This window comes from Mycolicibacterium aichiense (assembly GCF_010726245.1).
Taxonomy (GTDB): domain Bacteria; phylum Actinomycetota; class Actinomycetes; order Mycobacteriales; family Mycobacteriaceae; genus Mycobacterium; species Mycobacterium aichiense.
Genome location: NZ_AP022561.1, coordinates 4,747,121 through 4,767,530, shown reverse-complemented (window position 1 = coordinate 4,767,530; position 20,410 = coordinate 4,747,121). Strand labels below are relative to the sequence as shown.

Annotated in this window: 18 protein-coding genes; 8 read left to right on the top strand and 10 right to left on the bottom strand. The window is 66.1% G+C overall.

Translation table 11 applies throughout. The features are described from left to right. Positions 1-70: 70 nt before the first annotated feature. From G6N32_RS23025 to G6N32_RS22995, 7 genes are all read right to left on the bottom strand, one after another. Entirely contained in the window at positions 71-1,888 is a 1,818-nt protein-coding gene (locus G6N32_RS23025) for a DUF4012 domain-containing protein (RefSeq protein WP_232077265.1), read from the bottom strand. A gap of 158 nt (positions 1,889-2,046) precedes the next feature. Then, on the bottom strand, positions 2,047-2,508 hold the full coding sequence (locus tag G6N32_RS23020) for a hypothetical protein (protein ID WP_115322015.1): 462 nt from the start codon (positions 2,506-2,508) through the stop codon (positions 2,047-2,049). A gap of 166 nt (positions 2,509-2,674) precedes the next feature. After that, complete coding sequence (locus G6N32_RS23015) at positions 2,675-3,736, bottom strand: alpha/beta hydrolase fold domain-containing protein (RefSeq protein ID WP_115322014.1); 1,062 nt, start codon at positions 3,734-3,736, stop codon at positions 2,675-2,677. A gap of 63 nt (positions 3,737-3,799) precedes the next feature. Further along, positions 3,800-4,693: a cyclopropane mycolic acid synthase family methyltransferase gene (locus G6N32_RS23010; protein WP_115322013.1), complete on the bottom strand. Its 894-nt coding sequence runs from the start codon at positions 4,691-4,693 to the stop codon at positions 3,800-3,802. Positions 4,694-4,852: 159 nt separating this feature from the next. Then, entirely contained in the window at positions 4,853-5,716 is an 864-nt protein-coding gene (locus G6N32_RS23005) for a cyclopropane mycolic acid synthase family methyltransferase (RefSeq protein WP_115322012.1), read from the bottom strand. A gap of 139 nt (positions 5,717-5,855) precedes the next feature. Continuing rightward, positions 5,856-6,764, bottom strand: coding sequence for an alpha/beta fold hydrolase (locus tag G6N32_RS23000; RefSeq protein ID WP_115322011.1), 909 nt, complete (start codon positions 6,762-6,764; stop codon positions 5,856-5,858). Then, the gene (locus G6N32_RS22995) at positions 6,764-8,110 is read right to left on the bottom strand and encodes an ABC1 kinase family protein (protein ID WP_115322010.1); all 1,347 of its coding nucleotides are present in this window, start codon (positions 8,108-8,110) and stop codon (positions 6,764-6,766) included. The genes G6N32_RS23000 and G6N32_RS22995 overlap by 1 nt, the downstream gene beginning before the upstream one ends. A 98-nt stretch (positions 8,111-8,208) precedes the next feature. Here G6N32_RS22995 and G6N32_RS22990 point away from each other — a divergent pair, with 98 nt between their 5' ends. Further along, on the top strand, positions 8,209-8,553 hold the full coding sequence (locus tag G6N32_RS22990) for a nuclear transport factor 2 family protein (RefSeq protein WP_115322009.1): 345 nt from the start codon (positions 8,209-8,211) through the stop codon (positions 8,551-8,553). A 4-nt stretch (positions 8,554-8,557) separates the two neighbouring features. Here the strand turns inward: G6N32_RS22990 and G6N32_RS22985 are convergent, their stop codons facing one another. The 3 genes from G6N32_RS22985 to mdlC all read right to left on the bottom strand — a co-directional run bounded on the left by G6N32_RS22985 (position 8,558) and on the right by mdlC (position 11,409). Then, positions 8,558-9,154, bottom strand: a complete 597-nt coding sequence (locus tag G6N32_RS22985) for a DinB family protein (RefSeq protein ID WP_115322008.1) — start codon at positions 9,152-9,154, stop codon at positions 8,558-8,560. A 14-nt stretch (positions 9,155-9,168) separates the two neighbouring features. Continuing rightward, positions 9,169-9,717 (bottom strand): DinB family protein, encoded by a 549-nt coding sequence (locus G6N32_RS22980; protein ID WP_115322007.1) that lies wholly within the window; start codon positions 9,715-9,717, stop codon positions 9,169-9,171. A gap of 81 nt (positions 9,718-9,798) precedes the next feature. Next, a complete protein-coding gene (gene mdlC, locus G6N32_RS22975; RefSeq protein ID WP_264028577.1) occupies positions 9,799-11,409 on the bottom strand; it encodes a benzoylformate decarboxylase in 1,611 nt (536 codons plus the stop codon). A gap of 261 nt (positions 11,410-11,670) precedes the next feature. On the opposite strand from mdlC, the gene G6N32_RS22970 reads away from it, so the two are divergent. The 7 genes from G6N32_RS22970 (at position 11,671) to rplL (ending at position 20,332) form a co-directional block, all read left to right on the top strand. Further along, entirely contained in the window at positions 11,671-12,624 is a 954-nt protein-coding gene (locus tag G6N32_RS22970) for a helix-turn-helix transcriptional regulator (RefSeq protein WP_115322005.1), read from the top strand. 29 nt (positions 12,625-12,653) lie between these two features. Next, positions 12,654-13,421: an endonuclease/exonuclease/phosphatase family protein gene (locus G6N32_RS22965; RefSeq protein WP_115322004.1), complete on the top strand. Its 768-nt coding sequence runs from the start codon at positions 12,654-12,656 to the stop codon at positions 13,419-13,421. 27 nt (positions 13,422-13,448) lie between these two features. Then, positions 13,449-17,612 carry a glycoside hydrolase family 38 N-terminal domain-containing protein gene (locus G6N32_RS22960; protein ID WP_115322099.1) on the top strand — a complete coding sequence of 1,388 codons (4,164 nt, stop codon included), beginning with the start codon at positions 13,449-13,451 and terminating at the stop codon, positions 17,610-17,612. Further along, on the top strand, positions 17,609-18,223 hold the full coding sequence (locus G6N32_RS22955) for a DUF7158 domain-containing protein (RefSeq protein WP_163789400.1): 615 nt from the start codon (positions 17,609-17,611) through the stop codon (positions 18,221-18,223). The genes G6N32_RS22960 and G6N32_RS22955 overlap by 4 nt, the downstream gene beginning before the upstream one ends. Beyond that, positions 18,223-19,122, top strand: coding sequence for an ROK family protein (locus tag G6N32_RS22950; RefSeq protein WP_115322003.1), 900 nt, complete (start codon positions 18,223-18,225; stop codon positions 19,120-19,122). Before G6N32_RS22955 ends, G6N32_RS22950 begins: the two co-directional genes overlap by 1 nt. 245 nt (positions 19,123-19,367) lie before the next feature. Further along, positions 19,368-19,895: a 50S ribosomal protein L10 gene (rplJ, locus tag G6N32_RS22945; RefSeq protein WP_115322002.1), complete on the top strand. Its 528-nt coding sequence runs from the start codon at positions 19,368-19,370 to the stop codon at positions 19,893-19,895. A gap of 47 nt (positions 19,896-19,942) precedes the next feature. After that, entirely contained in the window at positions 19,943-20,332 is a 390-nt protein-coding gene (gene rplL / locus G6N32_RS22940) for a 50S ribosomal protein L7/L12 (protein WP_115322001.1), read from the top strand. The last annotated feature ends 78 nt before the right edge of the window (positions 20,333-20,410 follow it).

Genomic DNA, 20,410 nt, shown 5'->3' with positions numbered 1-20,410 from the left:
CGGTCCTGAGCTGTCTCCATCAGCCGCGCCCGTCCGTCGAGTGGAAACCAGCCAGTTAGAAAACTCGCATTCACTTCGAGCACACGGGCACCGACACTTTGGGGGTTACGTTGCGGGCCAACGGCTGAATCGGAACCCGTGCCTCGCCAGGAACAATCGGCTCAGTGAGCCGGAAGGTCAACTCGATTGTCTGCCCTGGCGGTATGGCAATTTGCGACTCGAAGCTCGGGTGCCCGCGTTCCACCGATCCGAAGACACGCGTCCTCTTGCCGTTGGCGAGAACGCTGTTGACCTCTGCTCCCTTGGTTGCTAGAAGACGAACCGAGGTGAACATCGTTCCCCTCGGAATGTCGCCCGCGATCTCGGGAAAGAAGCCCAGGCGCCCGGCAACATAGTCCGGCAGGCCAGCCACATCCTTGAGCGTATTGGTCAGCCGGACCGTGACGGTGGACGAGCGCTTGTCGCCATCGCAACCGTCGGCAACGTACTCAATCTGCTGATCCAGGTAGTAATCCATCTTGTTGCCGCCGAGATTATTGGTAACGACTTCGGCGTAGGGCGCGGGATCGTCGGGAATCGTATGTGCCAGCGGGGTTTCTTCCAGGAGCTTTTGATCAGTTGGGTTCGCGCTCCAGACCGAGATTCGACGCTCGCTGATCGCGCGCCCCAATGCATTAACCAGTTTGCGTGGCGATTCCACCGGCTTCGTGATCTTCTTGACAACCTCTGTGGCGATGTCTTGCAGGTATTGCTTGCGTCCGCTTTGGTCCGCGGGGTCAGGAAAGCGGGCGTAGACCGTCGACTCGGTCAGTTCGACGACATTGTCTTTCGTCACTGTCTCGCCGTTAGGCATTGTCACAGGCCCGGTGGCGCCAAGAATGTAGCTGAGCGCCACCGGATCGATTGCTATCACTCCATCGACGTTCATTCCTGTCCGCTGTGCCCACATCCGCTTCCAGATCTGCGCCGCATAGGGAAAATGCGAACTCTGGTTACTATTGCGGAAATCGCTGGTGGGATTGGTGAACCCGTACTGGTCATCGAATTCTTGATTGATCGAAAACGGGGGGAATGCCTTGCTGAAATCGGTATTCGGCGCCAAGGTGTCCACGGTGGGCTTACCGTCGTCGAACCGGAGAATGCCGAATCCCCCTAGTAACCCGCCGGTGCCTCGAGCTTCTGCGTTGGTCTGAAAACCCATGAAATAAGAGCGAGGTCCGTCGGCGCCCATCATCGATGGGGCCAGCCGCGCCGCCACAGCCGTATTACTCAGTAGCCCTGATATGTCGGAGGCCTGCGCTTGAAGCTGTGACCGGGCGTTGTCGATTGTGGAGAGATACCGCGGTTCCGAAATCGCCTGTGCGGCGGCGTCGAGGCGAGTCGCGTCGGCAGCGATCTTGGTCAACACAGGTTCTTCGTTTCGGAGAGCCGTGACATCAAGCCGGCCGTTGGCAAGCAACTGATCTGGGGCGACTGTTGCGCCAGCTTCCGCGACGGGTTTCAGCACTTCGGCGGCAAGGCCTAGGACCACGTCGGATATCTGCTGACCAGTCCTGAATGGACTGCCCAACCACGGCACGACGGAAACAATGTTCCAGGGCACTGAGTGGGTCGCATCCCGCGCTTCCTGCGCGTGCGACTGCGCCTCTGTTGCGAAGCGCGACGCGTCCTTCGTATTTCCTTGTAGGAGTGCGTCCTTGGCCTGCTGTGCGCTGGAGCGCGCTTCTTCGAGACCTGCCTTCGCCTGGTATGCCCGCAAGCCGAGCCAACCGCCGAATAAGACAAGGACGAAGAGCACTCCAAGCGAGCCCCACACGACACGGCGACGTCGGTACCAGGGGTGCTCGTCTCCGTCGTCATCGGTCAGATCTGCTTCGTGATCGTCCAAGTCGTCATTGGACGGTCTTCTCGAAAAGAACTTCACTCAGTCAATTCCCCATGCTCCAGTGCGGTCTGCATCTGCAGTGCATCCGCGTCGGCCCGCCAACAAAAAACGACTCGCCAGCTGCCGATTGGCAACAACTGACGAGTCGTTTTCGTGATTGCTTAGCTCGAGGTGGAGTAGGGGCCGATCTTCACAGCTTTCGCAACGGCCCAAGCCGCGGCGTCGAATTGATCTCCGATTTGCGTCAGGCCGAAAGTATTGAAAACTAGACCGGTGAAGGCGAGGCCGCCATAGACCCAAGTCCCCAAGTACTGGGCACCCGCGAGGATGGCGCTCTGAGCTGCGTCAACGAATCCGCCGATGAAGGTCTGGATGATCACCGGAGCCGGAGTCGCATTGGCCGCCGCGGTCTTGTTGCTGCCGGGCGCGCCCGGGACGATAACCACCGGGTCAACCAGCAGAGAGGCGGCGCCACCGACATTCTCGGAGAACGGCGCGAGGCTCGGTGCTGCGTGGGCAACAGCCGGCGTGATGGCGGCGGCGGCGGCGACTGCCACAGCCGCAGTGCCCACCTGAAGCTTGGTTGACAGAGACGAGAACTTGTTTGCAGCTGCAGTAGTCATTGGGACCCCCCGTGAGATGTTCGGTTTATTCCTGAGGTATTGCCTAAGAAATTAAGCAAAGAGTCCCATACCACGGAGGTGCTGTCAACCGGAAATGCCAAGTAGGTCCCCAGTCTTTTTCCAGGTGAAAGACCTTGAGCGGGGTCGGCAAAGCGCGGCGCGACAGTCACGCGGACACCGACCAGGCGAAGCCGCTGACGTCGCGAACCGAGGCCGCGAAGACGTCCGGCATGGTCGCCGGGAACAGCAGGTCGCCGCCATGGCATGTACCTGCGACGACGCGGCCAACGGTGGGAACGCCGGCCGCCAGTAGTCGTCGGTAATAGAGGAGTCCTTCGTCGCGCAGCGGATCGAGTTCGTTCACCGAGATCACGTGCGGAGGTAAGCCGGCGAGATCCTCGTCGCTGGCCGCGCCGGCCCAGCAGGTGGGATCGCCGGTGTGCGTCGCGTCGGGATCGTAGATGGAGCCCAGCAGCGCGGCCTGCTGACAACTGATGAAATATCCGTCGTTCTCCCGCAGCGACGGCAGGTCATCGGGGTAGTCGAGCCAGCGGTTGGAGATGTACGGGCAATGGGCGTAGGCCCCGCCGATCTCGTCGAGCCACCCTTCACGCTTGGCTTTGTGGACGACGGTCAGCGTCAGGTTCCCGCCGCCGGACTCGCCGCACACGATCAGCCGACTCACGCCGAGGTCCGCGGCATTGGCGTGCACCCACCGGGTCGCGGCCGCGCAGTCGGTCAAACCGGCGGGGTACGGGTGTGCGCCGAGGCGGCCACCGGAGTTGCGGAACTCCACACCGACCACCACCAGACCGGTGGCGGACAAGCTCTCCCTGATGTGCCGGTACCCGGCGTCTGCGGCGCTCGCGATCGCCATTGCACCGCCGTGGAAATGCACCACCGCCGGAAGGGGACCGTCGGCGCGATCCGGCCGGCTGACGAAGAGCGTGATGTCGTGGCCGTCGGCACCGGGAATGGTGACCGTGGTGGTGGTGACGCCCGCCGGGGACGGAGCCGCGGAAGCCAGCATCGAGATCACGCCGCCGACCGCCTCCTCGGCGGCCGCGGCATACGCCAGCCGATCCGCCAACGGTGAGTCGACGGTCAGCGGCGCGTCCGGAAGAACGTCGGCCAGCCCGAGCGGGGCCAACGCCGCCACCATCCGGGGATCCGATCGCGGGTCGGTGCCAAGGGTGCAATTCGGATCGGCGAGCCGCCCAACAGACATGGGCCCGAGACTAACTCGGGCCCATGGACTGCACTCGGTGATTCGCCGAGGGAGAAATGCCTGCTAGGAGGCGGCTCCCGGCTTGAGGTAGGTGACCAGACTGACGTCAAGTGCCTCATCGACGTAGTAGTACTGGCAGCCGGTCAGGTACCGCATGTAGTTGTTGTAGCTCTCTTCGCCGGCAGCAGCGATGGCCTCGTCCTTGTGCTGCTCCAGGCGTGCAGCCCAGATGCCCAGAGTCTTGATGTAGTGATTGCGCAGCGACAGCGGCTCGGGCACGACGAAGCCGGCCTTCTCGCCATGCTCGACCAGCATCTTGGTGCTCGGGATGCGGCCACCGGGGAAGATCACGTCGACCATGAACTTGGCGAAGCGGGCCAGCTCGAAGGTCAGCTTCTTGCCGCGAGCCTGCAGCTCGTACGGGTGGTAACCACAGCTGCTCTGGATCGTCATGCGGCCGTCGTCGGGCAGGATGTCGAAGCTGTTCTTGAAGAAGTCGTCGAAGCGTTCGAATCCGAAATGCTCGATGGCTTCGATCGAGACGATCCGGTCCACGGGTGAGTGGAACTGCTCCCAGCCCTCGAGACGGACGTCGAACGTCCGCTCGCTGCCGATTCCGGCCAACAGCTGATCGCAGTACGCCTTCTGGTTCTTGGACAACGTCAATCCGATGACGTTGACGTCGTACTTCTCCATTGCGCGCTGCAATGTCAGGCCCCAGCCGCAGCCGACCTCGAGCAGGGTCATCCCCGGCTTGAGGTCGAGGGCGTCCAGGTGCTGATCAACATTCGCGATCTGCGCCTCGGAGAGGGTGACATCGGGTCCGGTGAAGTACGCACAGCTGTACTTGCGGGTCGGATCCTGGAACAACCCGAAGAAGTCATCCGAGAGGTCGTAATGGGCCTGGATGTCCTCGAAATGGGGCCGCATGTCCTTGGTTTCAGTTGCCTCGGGCATGAGAGTTACAGCCTTCCTGATTCTGCTTGTCTACCTGCATCACGGCCCCCGCACGTGACTTTTGCGCGCGCACCAGTATGCACTTTGTGATCTGGACCATACCGTCTCGGCCCACCGGAACGGCGGCCAAACAGTGCCCTAACCGGGCGTTTCTTTCGCCTACTTTTCAAGCGTGAACTGGTCAACGTCGATGTACCCTACCCGGAAGCCGTGGGCACAGCCGGTGAGGTACTTCATGTACCGCTCGTAGACCTCCTCGGATTGCACCTCAATCGCCTTGTCGCGGTTGGCCTCCAGCGCGGCCGCCCAGCAATCCAGGGTGCGTGCATAGTGCGGTTGCAGCGACTGCACCCGCGTGAGCGTGAAGCCGGCCTTGGTCGCATGCTCGTCAACTTTCTCGACGGTCGGCAGCCGTCCGCCTGGGAAGATCTCGGTGAGCATGAACTTCACGAACCGCGCGATCTCAAAGGTCAACGGCAGACCGCGCTCGGTCATCTGCGGAAGCGTGAACGAGGTGATGGTGTGCAACAGCATCACGCCGTCGTCGGGCAAGACGTTGTGGGCCATGGAGAAGAAGTCGTCGTAGCGGTCGAAGCCGAAGTGCTCGAAAGCGCCGATCGACACGATCCGGTCGACGGGCTCGTGGAATTCTTCCCAGCCCATCAGCTCGATGCGCTTGTCCCGAGGACTGCCACTCTCCGCGAAGAGCTGCTCGACGTGATCGCGCTGGTTGTTGGACAAGGTGAGTCCGATGACGTTGACGTCGTACTTCTCGATGGCGCGCATCATCGTTGCGCCCCAGCCGCAGCCGACGTCCAGCAAGGTCATCCCGGGCTGTAAGCCCAGCTTGCCCAGAGCCAGGTCGATTTTGGCGATCTGGGCTTGCTCGAGGGTGTAGTCGTCCTTCTCGAAATACGCGCAGCTGTAGGTCTGGGTGGGGTCGAGGAAGAGTCGAAAGAAATCGTCGGACAGGTCGTAATGTGCCTGTACGTCTTCAAAGTGAGGTTTGAGTCGTTTGGCCATATTCGGTGCGCCTTTCGCATGGAATGCTTCAGGCAGCAACCACAAATCCCCCCCCGTGGGACGGGCGATCACCGCTGTGCACCCCGATGTTAGCGGGTCAGGCTGGGAGCAGACGATTCCGAAAGATAACTGTCATTACCTAGCTGACCTCGGCAAATGTGGTTTTGAGCTCACCGGCGATGTCGTCCCAGAGGGCTTCGGGCAGGTCATGCGCCATGCCGTCGAAAAGGACCAGACGCGCGTTGGGGATGGTCGCCGCGATCGAGCGGCCGCCCGCGGGACGCATCAGTTTGTCGGCGCGGCCGTGGATGACGACAGTCGGTGCACTGATCTGGCGGTCGTAGTGTTTCAGGCTGCCGCTGCCCAGGATTGCGGCGAAATGCCTGGCGATGCCTTGTGGATAGTGACACCGGTCATAGGCCTCGATGGCATTGGCGCGCGCCTGCTCGTCGGGAATGGGATAGCCGGGGCTGCCGAGAATCTTGCCGACCCGGACCACGTTGTCGACGATCACATCGCGCGGCGCGTTCGGTGGCGGGCCGGTGATCAATGACAGCAATGACCGAGGCGCCGGGGGTGGAAGGAACGCAGAGTTGTTGGACGAGAAGATGATTCCCAACGCTTTGGTCCGCCGGCTATATCGGGCCGCGAAGATCTGCGCGATCATCCCGCCCATCGAGGCGCCGACGATATGAGCCTGCTCGACCCCGAGGTGATCGAGCAACGCCCCGGCGTCGTCGGCCATATCCTCCAGCGTGTACACCGATGAGCTGGCCAGCCCGACATAGGACTTCGCCAGCTTGGGCACCAATCCGCCGGCGGCCCGTTGACCGTGCAGCTTGGTGGACAACCCGACATCCCGGTTGTCGTAGCGGATCACCCGGTAGCCCTGGTTGACCAGCTTCTCGCAGAAACCATTGCGCCACAACAAAAGCTGCGCGCCGAGGCCCATGATCAGCAACACTGCCGGGTCGCCGGGGTTGCCCAGGTCCTCGTAGTACAGCTCGATGTCGTCGGAGATGGCAGCCGTGCCGGTACGAATCTCCATCAGACCTCGACGTCGCTCTGGTGCTCGCGGCTGACCTCGACCATGAAGTTGGCGAAGTATCCGCCGAACTGCGGGTCGTTCATCATCTGCCACTTGGGTGCCAGCAGTTTCATATACCGCTCGACGTACAGGAATTGCTTACCGATCAGCACCAGCTCCCGCGGGAGCTTGACGTCATAGGCGTCGGCCAGGGTGGACAGCTGCTTGCCGATCTCGGCGTAGGACATGTCGCCCAGCGTCTTCAGCGTGAGAGGGGCCGCGAACTCTTCGAGATCCTTGGCGGCTTCCTTTTCCGGTTTGGTGGTGCCCACCGCACCCAGCAGCACGACGATCTTGCCGGCCGCGGCGTGGTCCTTTTTGACCAGAAGTGCATAGACGAGCTCGCGCAGCAGCCAGCGGGTCCGCGGGTCGATGCGACCCATGATCCCGAAGTCCAGGAACACGATCCGGCCGTGGTCGTCCACCAGCAGGTTGCCCGCGTGCAGGTCACCGTGGAACAGGCCGTGACGAAGGCCGCCTTCGAATGTGGAGAACAGCAGCGCCTTGACCAAGTCGGTGCCGTCGAAGCCCTTCTTGCGGATCTCCTTCACGTCATCGATGCGCACGCCGTGCACGCGTTCCATGGTCAACACCCGCTCGCTGGTGAACTCCCAGTGCACTTCCGGAACCCGGATGTTGCGGCCCAGCGGGGAGCCGTGCAGACCCGAAACCCACGCCTCCATCGACTGCGCCTCGATGCGGAAGTCGAGCTCCTCGGCGAGGTTGTCGGAGAAGTCGGCCACCACGTCCTGCGCCGACAACCGCCGGCCCAACTTGGCCAACTCGACGAGCTGGGCGAAGCGCTTGAGGATCTGCAGGTCGGCAGCCACGCGGCGGCGGATGCCGGGGCGCTGGATCTTGACCACGACCTCCTCGCCGCTGTGCAGCGTCGCGAAATGCACCTGGGCGATAGAGGCCGACGCGAACGGCTGCTCGTCGAACTTCGCGAACAGCTTCGCCGGGTCACCACCGAGTTCCTGCTGCAGCAGCTTGTGCACCTCGGTGGTGTCTGCGGGCGGCACCGAGTCCAGCAGGCCGCGGAATTCCCGGCTCAGATTCTCGCCGAAGGCCCCGGGGCTGGACGCGATGATCTGACCGAACTTCACGTAGGTGGGTCCGAGGTCGGAAAAGGCCTGCGGGATCTGCTTGATGACCTTGTCCTGCCAGCGGCCACGGCCGGGCAATGTGGTGAGCACGCGGGCGCCGGCGCGGGTGAGCTGCCACCCGGTTGTGCCGATGCGGGCAGCCTCGACCGGCAACGGGACGCGATCGAGCTTGGCTACTTCGCGATGTTTGGTCGAATTCATTCTTACCAGTCTGCCAAATATGCACGTGGTACCCCAATTTCTGCTGGCACATTGGGGTGGTGGATAGTGCGCAAACCCATGAATTCGCATGTCGTCTCATGGACGAAATCTGGCGCCGACTGGACTCGACCGATCTCGCCACCTTCTATCACCGCGACGTGGTGGGACACCACGACAGCCCGCGCGGATCCGATCGATTGGGCTACGACGACGTGGTTCATCGGCTCGATTTCGACCGGCAAACGTTTGCCGACCCGGTTTATGAGATTGCCGACCTCATTGCCGGTGAAGACCGCTTCGCAATTCGGTTCCACTACGCCGCGACGTTGATCAGCACCGGCGATCGATATCGATCAGAGGCCGCGTACTTCAACCATCTGCGGGACGGCAAGATCGCCGAATTCTGGCTGCTGGCCAACGTCGATTTCGATTACAAGGAGTGACCCGTCACGCCTTGGGGCGCCACGGGGTCAACCACGGCTGGGGTGTCATGCCTTCTGCCGCCGCGACGAGCTCGTACATCGTTGCGCCGTCGATGGATTCACGGATGATGTCGGCATGGCCGGCGTGCCGGGCCAACTCGCTGATGAGGTGCTCGAGGACCCACCGCGCTGACCAGGCGTCGACGTCATTCGGAAACCACGGTGCGTCGCGCGGCACCGGCACCGCGGCGTCAAGGTCGGCGATCTCGACCAGCCGAAGCGACTCGGCGTTCTGGGCGAGCAGATTCTCCATGAGCTGGGCCAGGGTCTCGTCAGAGCGCATCAGGTATTGATCCTGGTACTCCTGCGCGCGTTCCTCGAACGGGCGGTCGTCGGCCTGCGGTTCGTTCGGGGCCGCAGCGACTCGCTGCATCCAGGACTGCTGCACGCCGGTCACGTGTTTGATCAGCCCGCCGATCGACAGCGAGCTGACAGTGGGTGTCGATCGGGCCTGCTCGTCGGTGAGGCCGTACGCGACCGCGACGAACGCGCTCTGGTGGTAGGCGAGGAACTCGCGCAGCGCGTGGCGCTCGTCGTGGACGGGTGGGGCGAGAGTGGGCATGGTGGTCCTTTCGACTACTGATGGGCGTAAAGATCTCGGAGACAAGCTATTTCAGCGCCGTGATGAATGACCTCACGATTGATGTGCAAGATCAGTTCGGATAGGGCGTATTCGGCGTAGGGGCCTTCGGCCGGTCCGCACGATCGGGCGAGATCGTCATCGGACAACCCCCGCACGCCGGTGATCCACCGCGAGTAGGCATCGTCGAGTTGGGCCAGTGCGGTGTCGGCATCGGTGGCGTAAGGCCAGCTCTGGTAGTCGGCGGGTGGGCCGCCGAAGTGCGAATGGTTGCGCATCGCCAGCACGCCGACGATGACGTGGGCCAGCCGCCAGGCGATCGTGGTGACCGGCTCCGGCTGTGGAGGTGGGTAGGCGAAGTCGATCCGAATTGGCCCCGGGTCGCATCGCTCCAGCCCGCCGGGGCGCCCCTCCCCGTGCACCGTCCAGCAATCAGCGACCGGCTCCCAGAAGTACTCGCTGTCGGTCAGCCCGTCCAAGCGGGGCCGCAAGGCGTTGTGCCAATGCCAGTCCAGCTGGTCGGCAAGTTGGGTCGTCCACGTCACGTCCTACAGACTTCCAGCACTAGCGGACAGATTCTGTCCTTGAACCCGCGTTGGAGCGCCTGGTCGCAGAGTGGCGGTCCGCTAGGTGAGGCTGGGGACCGTGGGGTCCACCGGAACCTCGATGACCGTGGGTCCGCTGCGCTTGAGGGCTTCGGCGACCGCGGCGCGCACCTCGTCAGCAGTGCCGGCGCGCACGCCAGTGGCGCCGTATCCCTGGGCCAGAAGATCCGAACGCAACCCGGGAATGTCCAATCCTGGGACACCGGGACTCTGTTCCAACTTCGAGAACGCCTTGAGGATCGCGTATTCGTTGTTGCTCAACACCACGACGATCAGCGGCAGCTCGAGCAGCGCCGCCGTATACAGGGCCTGGATCGAGTACTGCAATGAGCCGTCGCCGATCACCGCCAGCACCGGTCGATTGCGCTGCGAATCCCGCTCGGCCAACGTCAGTCCGACCGCGGCGGGAAGATCCCACCCCAATGCCCCGCTGGCGAAGGTGTAGAACGAGTCGGGTTCGGTGACCGGCCATTCAGCGTGCAGATCGGCCAGATTCGAGGGGGACTCCTCGACCAACACGGTCTCCGGCGGGAACGACTGCCGAAGCAACCGGAATAGCGCACGCGGCGTGAGGGGCCCGGCGTCGTCCGCAGCGACGGAGGGTTCCGCGGGCGGATGGGGGGCCATCCGGTGCTCAACGGTCTGCACTGCGGGCGCAGCCGCCCGCTGCGGGACGAGCTCGCAGAGCGCCTCGATGGCCAGCACCGGATCAGCGATCACGCTGTCACCGACCGGTGCGCGGGCGGACTCGTCCGGGTCGGCGGTGACGTGCAGCAGCTCAGCGCCGCTGGGCAGGTAAGGGCCTGGCACCCAGGGGTAATAGCGGAAAACCGGGGCTCCGATGACAACGATCAGATCGTGTCCAGCGAGCTGTTGAGACAGCAGCCCCTGCGCGAACGGGAGGCCACCGGCGTACAGCGGATGGTCTTCGGGAAAGGGCGGTCGCTCGCAGGCGGGCGCGGCCCACACCGGTGTGCCGGCCCGCTCCGCGAGCGTCACCGCCGCATCCCAGCCGCCTGCGCGCGCCACGTCCGCGCCGAGGACGAGCACCGGCGAGCTGGCCTCGGTGAGCCGCTGAGCAAACTGCGCCAGGCGAGCAGGGTCGGGGGCGACTCTGCTGGTCACACTGCGCACGACAGCGGTAGCCGAACACGGCGCATCCCAGTCATCGAGCGGCAACGACAGGAACACCGGGCCGGCCGGTGGTTGGAGCGCCACCGCGTACGCGCGCATGAAAGCGCCCGGGACATCGTCCGGGCGCACCGGCTGATAGGCCCACTTGACCCACGGCCGCGCGAGCACCTCGGGCTCGGGGTTGGTCAGCCATGGCTCCATGAGCAGCATTTCGCGCGTCTGCTGACCGGCGGTAACGATCAGGGGGGTGTGGTTTTGAGCAGCGGTGAGGATGGTCCCCATGGCGTTGCTGATGCCCGCGCCGGTATGCACGTTGACGATCGCCACGGATCGCGTTGCCTGTGCGTACCCGTCGGCAATGGCGACCACGCTGGCTTCGTGGAGGCCGAGCACGAAGCGAAAGTCGTCGGGGAAATCCTGGAGGAACGTCTCCTCGGTGGACCCCGGATTCCCGAACACGGTGGTCAGGCCAAGATTGCGCATCAAGTCATGCGTCACTTGACGCACAGTTCTGCTCACGCGGGCTGTTCTCCTAATAGCTCGTCGTCTAATAGCTCGTCGTCGCCGTAACCAGCGGACCAAACCTCGTTGAGGGCCCAACTTAGCCCATCAAAATTCGATTTGCTCGCTGATCGAACCCGTTTCCGGGGAAGGTTGCGTCGGCGAACTCCGCGGCGTGCGAAACGGGATCTGACCGGCGTCCTTCTTGTCACCGGTTAACGGCCCGAATCTGTCCTAAGACTTTGGCAGGCTGTTGCCATGTCCCAGACGACGAGCCGGGTGCTGCAGCTGCTCGGCCTACTGCAATCGAGGCGGGTGTGGTCGGGCGAGGAGCTGGCGCAGCGACTCGGGGTCACCACCCGCAGCGTGCGGCGAGACGTCGAGCGCCTGCGTGACCTCGGGTATCCCGTCCACGCCAGCACCGGGCACGGCGGCGGCTACCAGCTCGGCGCGGGGGCCGCGTTGCCTCCGCTGCTGTTGGACTCCGATGAGGCCGTAGCGATGGCCGTCTGTCTGCGGCTGGCGGCGGGTGGCAGCGTGGCCGGCGTAGGGGAGGCGGCGCTGCGGGCACTGACCAAGCTGGACCAGGTGATGCCGGCCCGGCTACGTTCCCAGGTCGCCGCCGTGCACGACGCCACCGTCACGTTGACCCGTGAAGCCGAGTCGCCGGTGGATCCCGAGGTGCTGATGACGCTGGCGCGTGCCTGTCGGGACTCCGAACACGTCGGCGTCGACTACGTGGACCGGGCCGGTGCCCCGACCAGTCGGCGCCTGGAGCCCTACCAGCTGGTGACCACCGGACGGCGGTGGTACCTGCTGGCCTACGACCGCGACCGTGCCGACTGGCGCAGCCTGCGGCTGGACCGGATGGCTCAGGTTCACGCGAAAGGGAGCACCTTCACCGCGCGGGAAGCCCCCGATGCCGCCGCCTACGTCCGTCGCGCCATCACCACCTCGCCCTACCGCTATGTCACCAGGGTTCGCTATCAGGCCGCGAAAAGCGTTATGGAACAGCACTTCTCGCCGACGACAGTAACCATCGAGGACGACGGCCCCACCACCTGCGTTGTCGTCACCGGCGCCGACGACCCCAAGGCTCTGGTGCTGCATCTGGCGATGCCGGGTGTCGCCTTCGAGATCCTCGAATCCGATGAGGTCGCCGAGGGGGCGCAGGCGATGTCAGCGCTGCTGGCCGGTGCCGTCAGGCGGTAAGACCGATCAGACATGGGTACCTGCTTTCCATGCGGATGGCCACCTTCAACATCTTGCACGGTCGCAGCTTGGATGACGGGCAGGTCAATCTGGAGCGGCTGTCCGAGTGCATCCACCGGCTGAACCCCGACGTGCTGGCCCTGCAAGAAGTCGACTGCGATCAACCGCGCTCGTCGCTCGCCGACCTCACGGCGATCGCGGCCGCGGCGATGGGCGCCGTCGCACACCGGTTCGTAGCCGCGATCTCCGGCACCCCGGGGGCGACCTGGATGGCCGCCACCGGTAGCGAGCAACCAGGGACGGCCGGCTACGGCATCGCGCTGCTGTCGCGTTATCCGGCGATCTCCTGGCAGGTACTGCGGCTGCCGCGGATTCCGGCCCGCTTCCCGATGTATCTGCCCGGCCCCAACCGGGTGCAGATCGTTCACGAGGAGCCGCGGGCGGCGATGCTCGCACAGCTGGACACCCCGCTCGGCGTGATGACCGTCGCCAACACGCACCTGTCGTTCGTGCCCGGGTGGAACCGCGTCCAGCTGCGTCGGCTCATTCGCGATCTGAACGGGCTGCCCGGTCCGCGGGTGCTGATGGGTGACCTCAACATGTCGGGGGTGTCACCGAGCCGGCAGACCGGTCTGCGTTCGCTGGCCAGCGCGCCGACATTTCCGCGGCACTGCCCAGACCGTCAGCTCGACCACATCCTCACCGACCATGACGGTCTGGTCGCCACCGAGGCCGGCACACCTGTGCTGCCCGTCTCCGACCATCGCCCGCTCGTGATCGACGTGTCGCTCCGCTGACCGGTGACGGGGCCGTACATTGCTGACGTGCGGATAACCTCCGCGGAGTCGACGGAGCTCTTCGTCGGACCGCCCGATGCGCCGCTTCAGGTGGTCCGCGTCGGTTACAGCGCGGCCGACGCCGGCACTCTGCGGATACTCGGCGACGGCGTGCAGTCCGACAGGGTGGCGGTGCCGCGCGGCGACGGGGTGGCGGAGGTGCCGGTCCGGATCGAGCGGCCGGAGCCCGGCGATCTTCGGGCGGCCCGCGCGGTCGGCGATGACGTCGAATTCCCCTTCCAGCTCACCGTCGCCGAACCGGGCTGGACCATGTACATGGTCAGCCACTTCCACTACGACCCGGTGTGGTGGAACACCCAGGCCGCCTACACCAGCGTGTGGACCGAGGATCCGCCCGGACGGGCCCGGCAGGACAACGGGTTCGCCTTGGTGGCCGCCCACCTCGAAATGGCCCGCCGCGACCCGCATTACAAGTTCGTGCTCGCCGAAGTCGACTATCTCAAGCCCTATTTCGACACCCATCCGGAAGACCGTGCCGATCTGCGCCGGTTCATCGCCGACGCCCGGGTGGAGGTGATGGGCGGGACCTACAACGAGCCGAACACCAACCTGGTCGGCGCCGAGACCGCGATCCGCAACTTCGTGCACGGCGTCGGGTATCAGCGCGACGTGCTGGGTGCCGACCCGGCGACCGCCTGGCAGCTCGACGTGTTCGGGCACGATCCGCAATTCCCGGGCATGGCCGCCGACGCCGGACTGACGTCGAGTTCGTGGGCCCGCGGACCGCACCACCAGTGGGGACCGATGGCAGCCGACGGCGACCCCAGGCGCATGCAGTTCCCGAGCGAGTTCGAGTGGATCGCGCCGTCGGGACTCGGGCTGCTGACGCACTACATGCCTGCGCACTACTCGGCCGGCTGGTGGATGGACTCCGCGGCGACGCTTGCTGACGCCGAGCAGGCCACCTATCACCTGTTCGCCGAACTGAAATCGGTGGCACTGACCCGCAATGTGCTGCTGCCGGTCGGTACCGACTACACCCCGCCCAACGCGTGGGTCACCGAGATCCACCGCGACTGGAACGCCCGCTACACCTGGCCGCGGTTCGTCTGCGCTCTGCCGTCGGAGTTCTTCGCCGCCGTACGTGCGGAGACCGCGCAGCGCGGGGTGGCGCCGTCACCGCAGACCCGGGACATGAACCCGATCTATACGGGCAAGGACGTGTCGTACATCGACACCAAGCAGGCCAACCGGGCCGCCGAGGATGTGGTGCTGGGTGCCGAGCGGTTCGCCGTGTTCGCGGCGCTGCTCTCCGGTGCCCGCTATCCGGAGGCCGCCCTGGCCAAGGCCTGGGTGCAGCTGGCCTACGGCGCCCACCATGACGGCATCACCGGCTCGGAATCCGATCAGGTGTACCTCGACCTGCTGACCAGCTGGCGCGACGCGTGGGAGCTCGGTTCGGCCGCCCGATCGGGGGCGCTGGAGCTGCTGTCGCGGGCCGTCGCACCCGAGTCTGGCTCAGTAGTCGTGTGGAATCCGTTGGCGCACAAGCGAACCGATATCGTGACGGCCCATCTGACGACGCCGGTGGGTCCCGGAGTTGCGGTGGTGGACCCCGCGGGGGTGTCGCATCCCGCCGTGGTCTCCGACGACGGCCACCTGGTGAGCTTTCGGGCCGACGACGTCGATTCCCTCGGCTGGCGCAGCTACCAGCTGGTGGCCGCGCAGGAGCCGACCGGCTGGCGCGCTGTCGACGGTTTCGAGATCGCCAACTCCCACCACCGGTTGCGGGTCGACCCGGCTCGCGGGGGTGCCGTGGTGTCGCTGGTGGAGGTGGCGACCGAGCGGGAACTGATCGCGCAGGGTCGCGTCGGCAACGAACTGGCCGTCTACGACGAGTATCCCGCACACCCGCAGGCGGGGGAGGGGCCGTGGCATCTGTTGCCGACCGGCCCCGTCACGTGTTCGTCTGCAGCCGTTGCGGATTCGGTTCAGGCCTATCACAGCCCGCTCGGCCAGCGGCTTGTCGTGACCGGCCGGATCGGCGAGCTGCTGCGCTACACCCAGGTGCTGACGCTGTGGCACGGCATGGACCGGGTGGACACCAGTACCACCATCGACGAGTTCACCGGAGCCGACCGGCTGGTACGGCTGCGCTGGCCCTGTCCGGTACCCGGTGCGCTGCCGGTCAGCGAGGTCGGTGGCGCCGTGATCGGACGCGGTTTCGGGCTGCTGCACGACCACGGGACGGGGGAGGATCGCGCTGTCGACTCCGCCAAACACCCATGGACACTGGATAATCCGGCGCAAGGATGGTTCGGCTTGTCGTCGGCGCTCCGGATTCAAGTCGGCTCCGACATGCGGGCCGTGTCGGTGGCCGAAGTCGTCGTCCCCACCGAGGACACCTCCGAGGCCCGCGAGCTGATGGTCGCCCTGGTGCGCGCCGGGGTGACGGCCACCTGCAGCGCCGCCGGACACCCGCGCTACGGGCACCTCGACGTCGATTCCAACCTGCCGGACGCCCGGATCGCATTGGGCGGCCCGGAGAGCAATGCGTTCACTGCCGCCGTGCTCGCCGCGGCGGATCCGGTCTACACCGCTGAGCTACGCCAACAGCTTTCGCAGTCCGGGCGGGCGCGGGTCTGGGTCCCGGCGGGTAAGCCGCTGACGGCGGTATGGCAGCCCGACGCCGACTTGCGCGGCGTGCTCGCGTTACCGGTGCTCGTCGTCGCCGGAGAAGGGGCCGTCGCCGCCGTGGTCGAGGATCTGGGTGACGCCCAGATCGATGTCAGCCAGGAGGTGCCCTCCGGCCTCGGCGAGTTCGAGTCGCGCACCGTCGCCCTGCTCAACCGCGGCGTACCGGGCTTCGCCGTCGAACCCGACCAGACGCTGCACAGCTCGCTGATGCGGTCGTGCACCGGCTGGCCCTCCGGGGTGTGGATCGACCCGCCGCGGCGCACCGCCCCTGACGGTTCCAACTTCCAGCTGCAGCATTGGACGCACACCTTCGACTTCGCTCTGGTGTCCGGCCGCGGTGACTGGCGTTGCGTCGAGATGCCTTCCCGCAGTGCCGAGTTCGCCCATCCTATGGTGTGCGTGGTGGCGGATGATGGGGTGGAGACCCTGGCCCCCGAGGGCTCGCTGCTGCGCGTCGAACCGGCCGGCGCCCTCCATCTTGCCGCCCTCAAGATCGGCGGCAACCCGACCGCCGCGGGGAGTTCCGCCCCCGTCGACCCCGAGGACGTCACCATCCGGCTCGTCGAAACCAGAGGTGCGACAACCGAAGTCGCGTTGTCGTCGGGGGTGGGCGCCGTGTCGGCGGTGGTGTCGGCTGACCTGCTGGAAGCCGCCCGTGGCTCCACCGCGCAGCCGCTGCGGCTGCACGGCTACCAGATCGCGACCCTGCTGGCCCGCCTGAACGTTCACGCCGTGCTGGACGCCGACGGTGCCGCACTTGCCCCGGACACCGAGAACGCGCAGCCGTTGTACGCCCGCTACTGGTTACACAACCGCGGCCCGGCGCCACTGGGCGGCCTGCCTGCCGTCGCGCATCTGCACCCCGAAGCCGTCACCGTCGATCCCGGTCACACCGTACGGCTGCGCCTGACCGCCGCCAGCGACTGCAGCGACGCGACCCTGGCCGGACAGGTGCGACTGCGCGGGCCGCGCGGCTGGACCGTCGAACCGGAGGTGCTGCCCTTCGAACTGACGACCGGCCATCACCGGGAAGCCGAGATCGTCGTAACCGCACCGCCGGATGCGGAGGCTGGTGACTACCCCATCCGCGCACAGCTCACCTTGTCCGGGGACGTGCCCGTGGCATGGCAACAACCCGTCGAAGACGTCTGCGTGGTCTCGGTCGGTCCCGCCGGCACGCTGGTGCAGCTGGTCGGCGAGCCGTCCGACATCGTCGTCGCCGCCGGGGAGCGGGCCCGTCTGGCCGTCACGGTCGGCAGCGCCGCGCACACCGACTTGTCGCTGGAAGCCCACCTGATCAGTCCGTGGGGGACCTGGGAGTGGATCGGCCCCGCTTCGTGCGGCGCCGTCGTCGCCGCGAAGTCGCAGGTCGAGGTCGCCTTCGACATCGCGCCGCCGCCGTGGACGACTCCAGGGCAGTGGTGGGCGGTGGTCCGCATCGGGTGCGCGGGCCGGTTGCTTTACACACCCACGGTGGCGGTGACGGTCCGATGAGCCTGGCCGCCACCGTTGCCGGGGTGGATGTCGAGGTCGGCGAGGTCGACGACCGCGAGGCGGCACTGCGCGCCGCACCCCAAGTCGCGGCGCTGCCCCCGCTGCCCCGACCCCACACGAGTGAAGGGCGCCAACTGCGGCGCTGGCTCACCCAACTGCTGGTCGCCGAGAAGTTGGTGGCCCGCGAAGCCGAAGCGCTCGGGGTGAGAGTGACCGAGACGACGCCCGCCGAGGACGACCTGCTTCCCGACCCCACCGCGCGGCTCGAGATCGGCAGCATTGCCGCCGCGGTCCTGGCGACCCCGATCGCCCGGGCGGTTTTCGCGCACATCACCGACGGCGTCGAGGTCGACGACGACGCCGTGACGGACTTCCACGCCAGAAATCCGCGGCGGTTCCTGCGCTTCGCCGGCACCGGTGGCTGGCGGGTGGCCAGTGAGCCCGAGCCGGCCGACGTGCGACCGCTGATCGCGGCGCTGCTGCTCGGTGCGGCCCGGCGGCGTCATTTCCGGATGTGGCTCGGCCAGCGGCACGCCGAGCTGGTGTGGCTGGCCCCCGGCTACGAGCACCCCGGCGACCCGCGTCAGCCCGACAACACCCACAAACACTGATGGCCACCACGCTCGCAGTCGACATCGGCGGCACGAAGATCGCCGCCGGCCTCGTCGACCCCGACGGTCGTTTGCTGTTTCAAACCCGTCAGCCGACCCCACGCACCCACGACCCCGATCAGGTGTGGGCGGTCACCCTCCGCACCATCGACGACGCACTCGCCGCGGCCGGCGGTGCAGTCGACGGCGTCGGGATCGCTGCGCCGGGTCCCATCGATCTGCCCACCCAATCAATGAGCCCGATCAATATGCCTGCGTGGCGCGGCTTCCCGATCCGCGACCGAGTGATGAGCGCGGTCCCCGATGTACCCGTTCGGATGGCCGGCGACGGGCTGTGCATGGCGCTGGGCGAGCACTGGCGCGGGGCCGGCCAAGGTGCGGCGTTCCTGCTCGGCATGGTGGTGTCCACCGGAATCGGCGGCGGGCTGATCCTCGACGGTGCGCCGTACCACGGGCGCACCGGCAACGCCGGTCACGTCGGCCACGTCGTCGTCGACATCGACGGGCCACCGTGCACCTGCGGCGGCCGCGGTTGCGTCGAGGCGATCGCCAGCGGACCGCACCTTGCCCAGTGGGCCAGGTCGCAGGGCTGGGACGGTGCCGACGCCAAGGAACTGGCCGACGCCGCGGCGTCCGGAAACGAGGTGGCGCTGGCGGCGTTCCGACGGGGTGCCCGGGCCGTCGCCGCGATGATCGCCTCGGTGGGAGCCGTCTGCGACCTCGATCTCGTCGTTCTCGGCGGTGGAGTGGCCAAAGCCGGGCCGGTGTTGTTCGATCCGCTGCACGAAGAGTTGCGTACGTTCGCCGGGCTGGGGTTCCTCTCTGGGCTGCGCGTGGTCCCCGCCGCGCTGGGCGGGGAGGCGGGCCTGGTCGGGGCGGCCGCCCTGCTGCGCGGCTGACCAGGCGCTCGCGGGCGTTTTGGCTGATCCGGGCAGCGCACGCTATCCTTGCTCAGTTCCACCGAAGACCGTCGGTCACCGAGCAATCGGTTGAAGGTCCCGGATTCCCGGGCGGCCCACGCAGGAGGACGAGGTAACAGTATTTTTCTGTGCGCCCCGACCAGTCCTGTGTCGGGGCGTTTGTGATTTCTGGCTCTTCTCGCTCGTCGGTTGGTGGACGTCCCAACCATCACGAGGAGGCAAGCATGGCTAAGCCTGAAAAGGCCACCGCGGTCGCCGACATCGCCGAGAAGTTCAAGGAGGCGACGGCCACCGTCGTCACCGAGTACCGCGGCCTGACGGTGTCCAACCTTGCCGAGCTGCGTAGGTCACTGGGTGCCGGGGCCAGCTACACGGTCGCCAAGAACACCTTGGTGAAGCGTGCGGCGTCCGAGGCGGGTGTCGAGGGTCTCGACGATCTCTTCGCCGGTCCGACCGCCATCGCGTTCATCCAGGGCGAGCCCGTTGACGCCGCCAAGGCGATCAAGAAGTTCGCCAAGGAGAACAAGGCACTGGTCATCAAGGGCGGCTACATGGACGGTCGCGCGCTGACCGTCTCCGAGGTCGAGCGCATCGCCGATCTCGAGTCGCGCGAGGTGCTGCTGTCCAAGCTGGCCGGCGCAATGAAGGCGAAGCAGTCCCAGGCCGCGGCGCTGTTCGTCGCGCCCGCGTCCCAGATCGCGCGCCTGGCCGCAGCTCTGCAAGACAAGAAGGCCGCAGAGGGTTCCGCATAACCCTCCGCACAACTCAAACCCCACCCCACAGATAGATAGGAATCACCATGGCAAAGCTGTCCACCGACGAACTGCTCGACGCGTTCAAGGAAATGACCCTGCTCGAGCTCTCTGAGTTCGTGAAGCAGTTCGAGGAGACCTTCGACGTCACCGCCGCCGCTCCGGTCGCCGTCGCGGCCGCCGGCCCCGCCGGTGGTGCCCCGGCCGAGGCCGCCGAGGAGCAGTCCGAGTTCGACGTCATCCTCGAGGGTGCCGGCGACAAGAAGATCGGCGTCATCAAGGTCGTCCGCGAGATCGTCTCCGGCCTGGGCCTCAAGGAAGCCAAGGACCTCGTCGACAGCGCCCCCAAGCCGCTGCTCGAGAAGGTCAACAAGGAGGCCGCCGACGACGCCAAGGCCAAGCTCGAGGCCGCCGGCGCGACGGTCACCGTCAAGTAGTTTCGGTATCACGCAAGGAGGCCCCCGGATTCGTCCGGGGGCCTTCTCGTTATCGGACGCCTCCGTGCAGTCACCGCA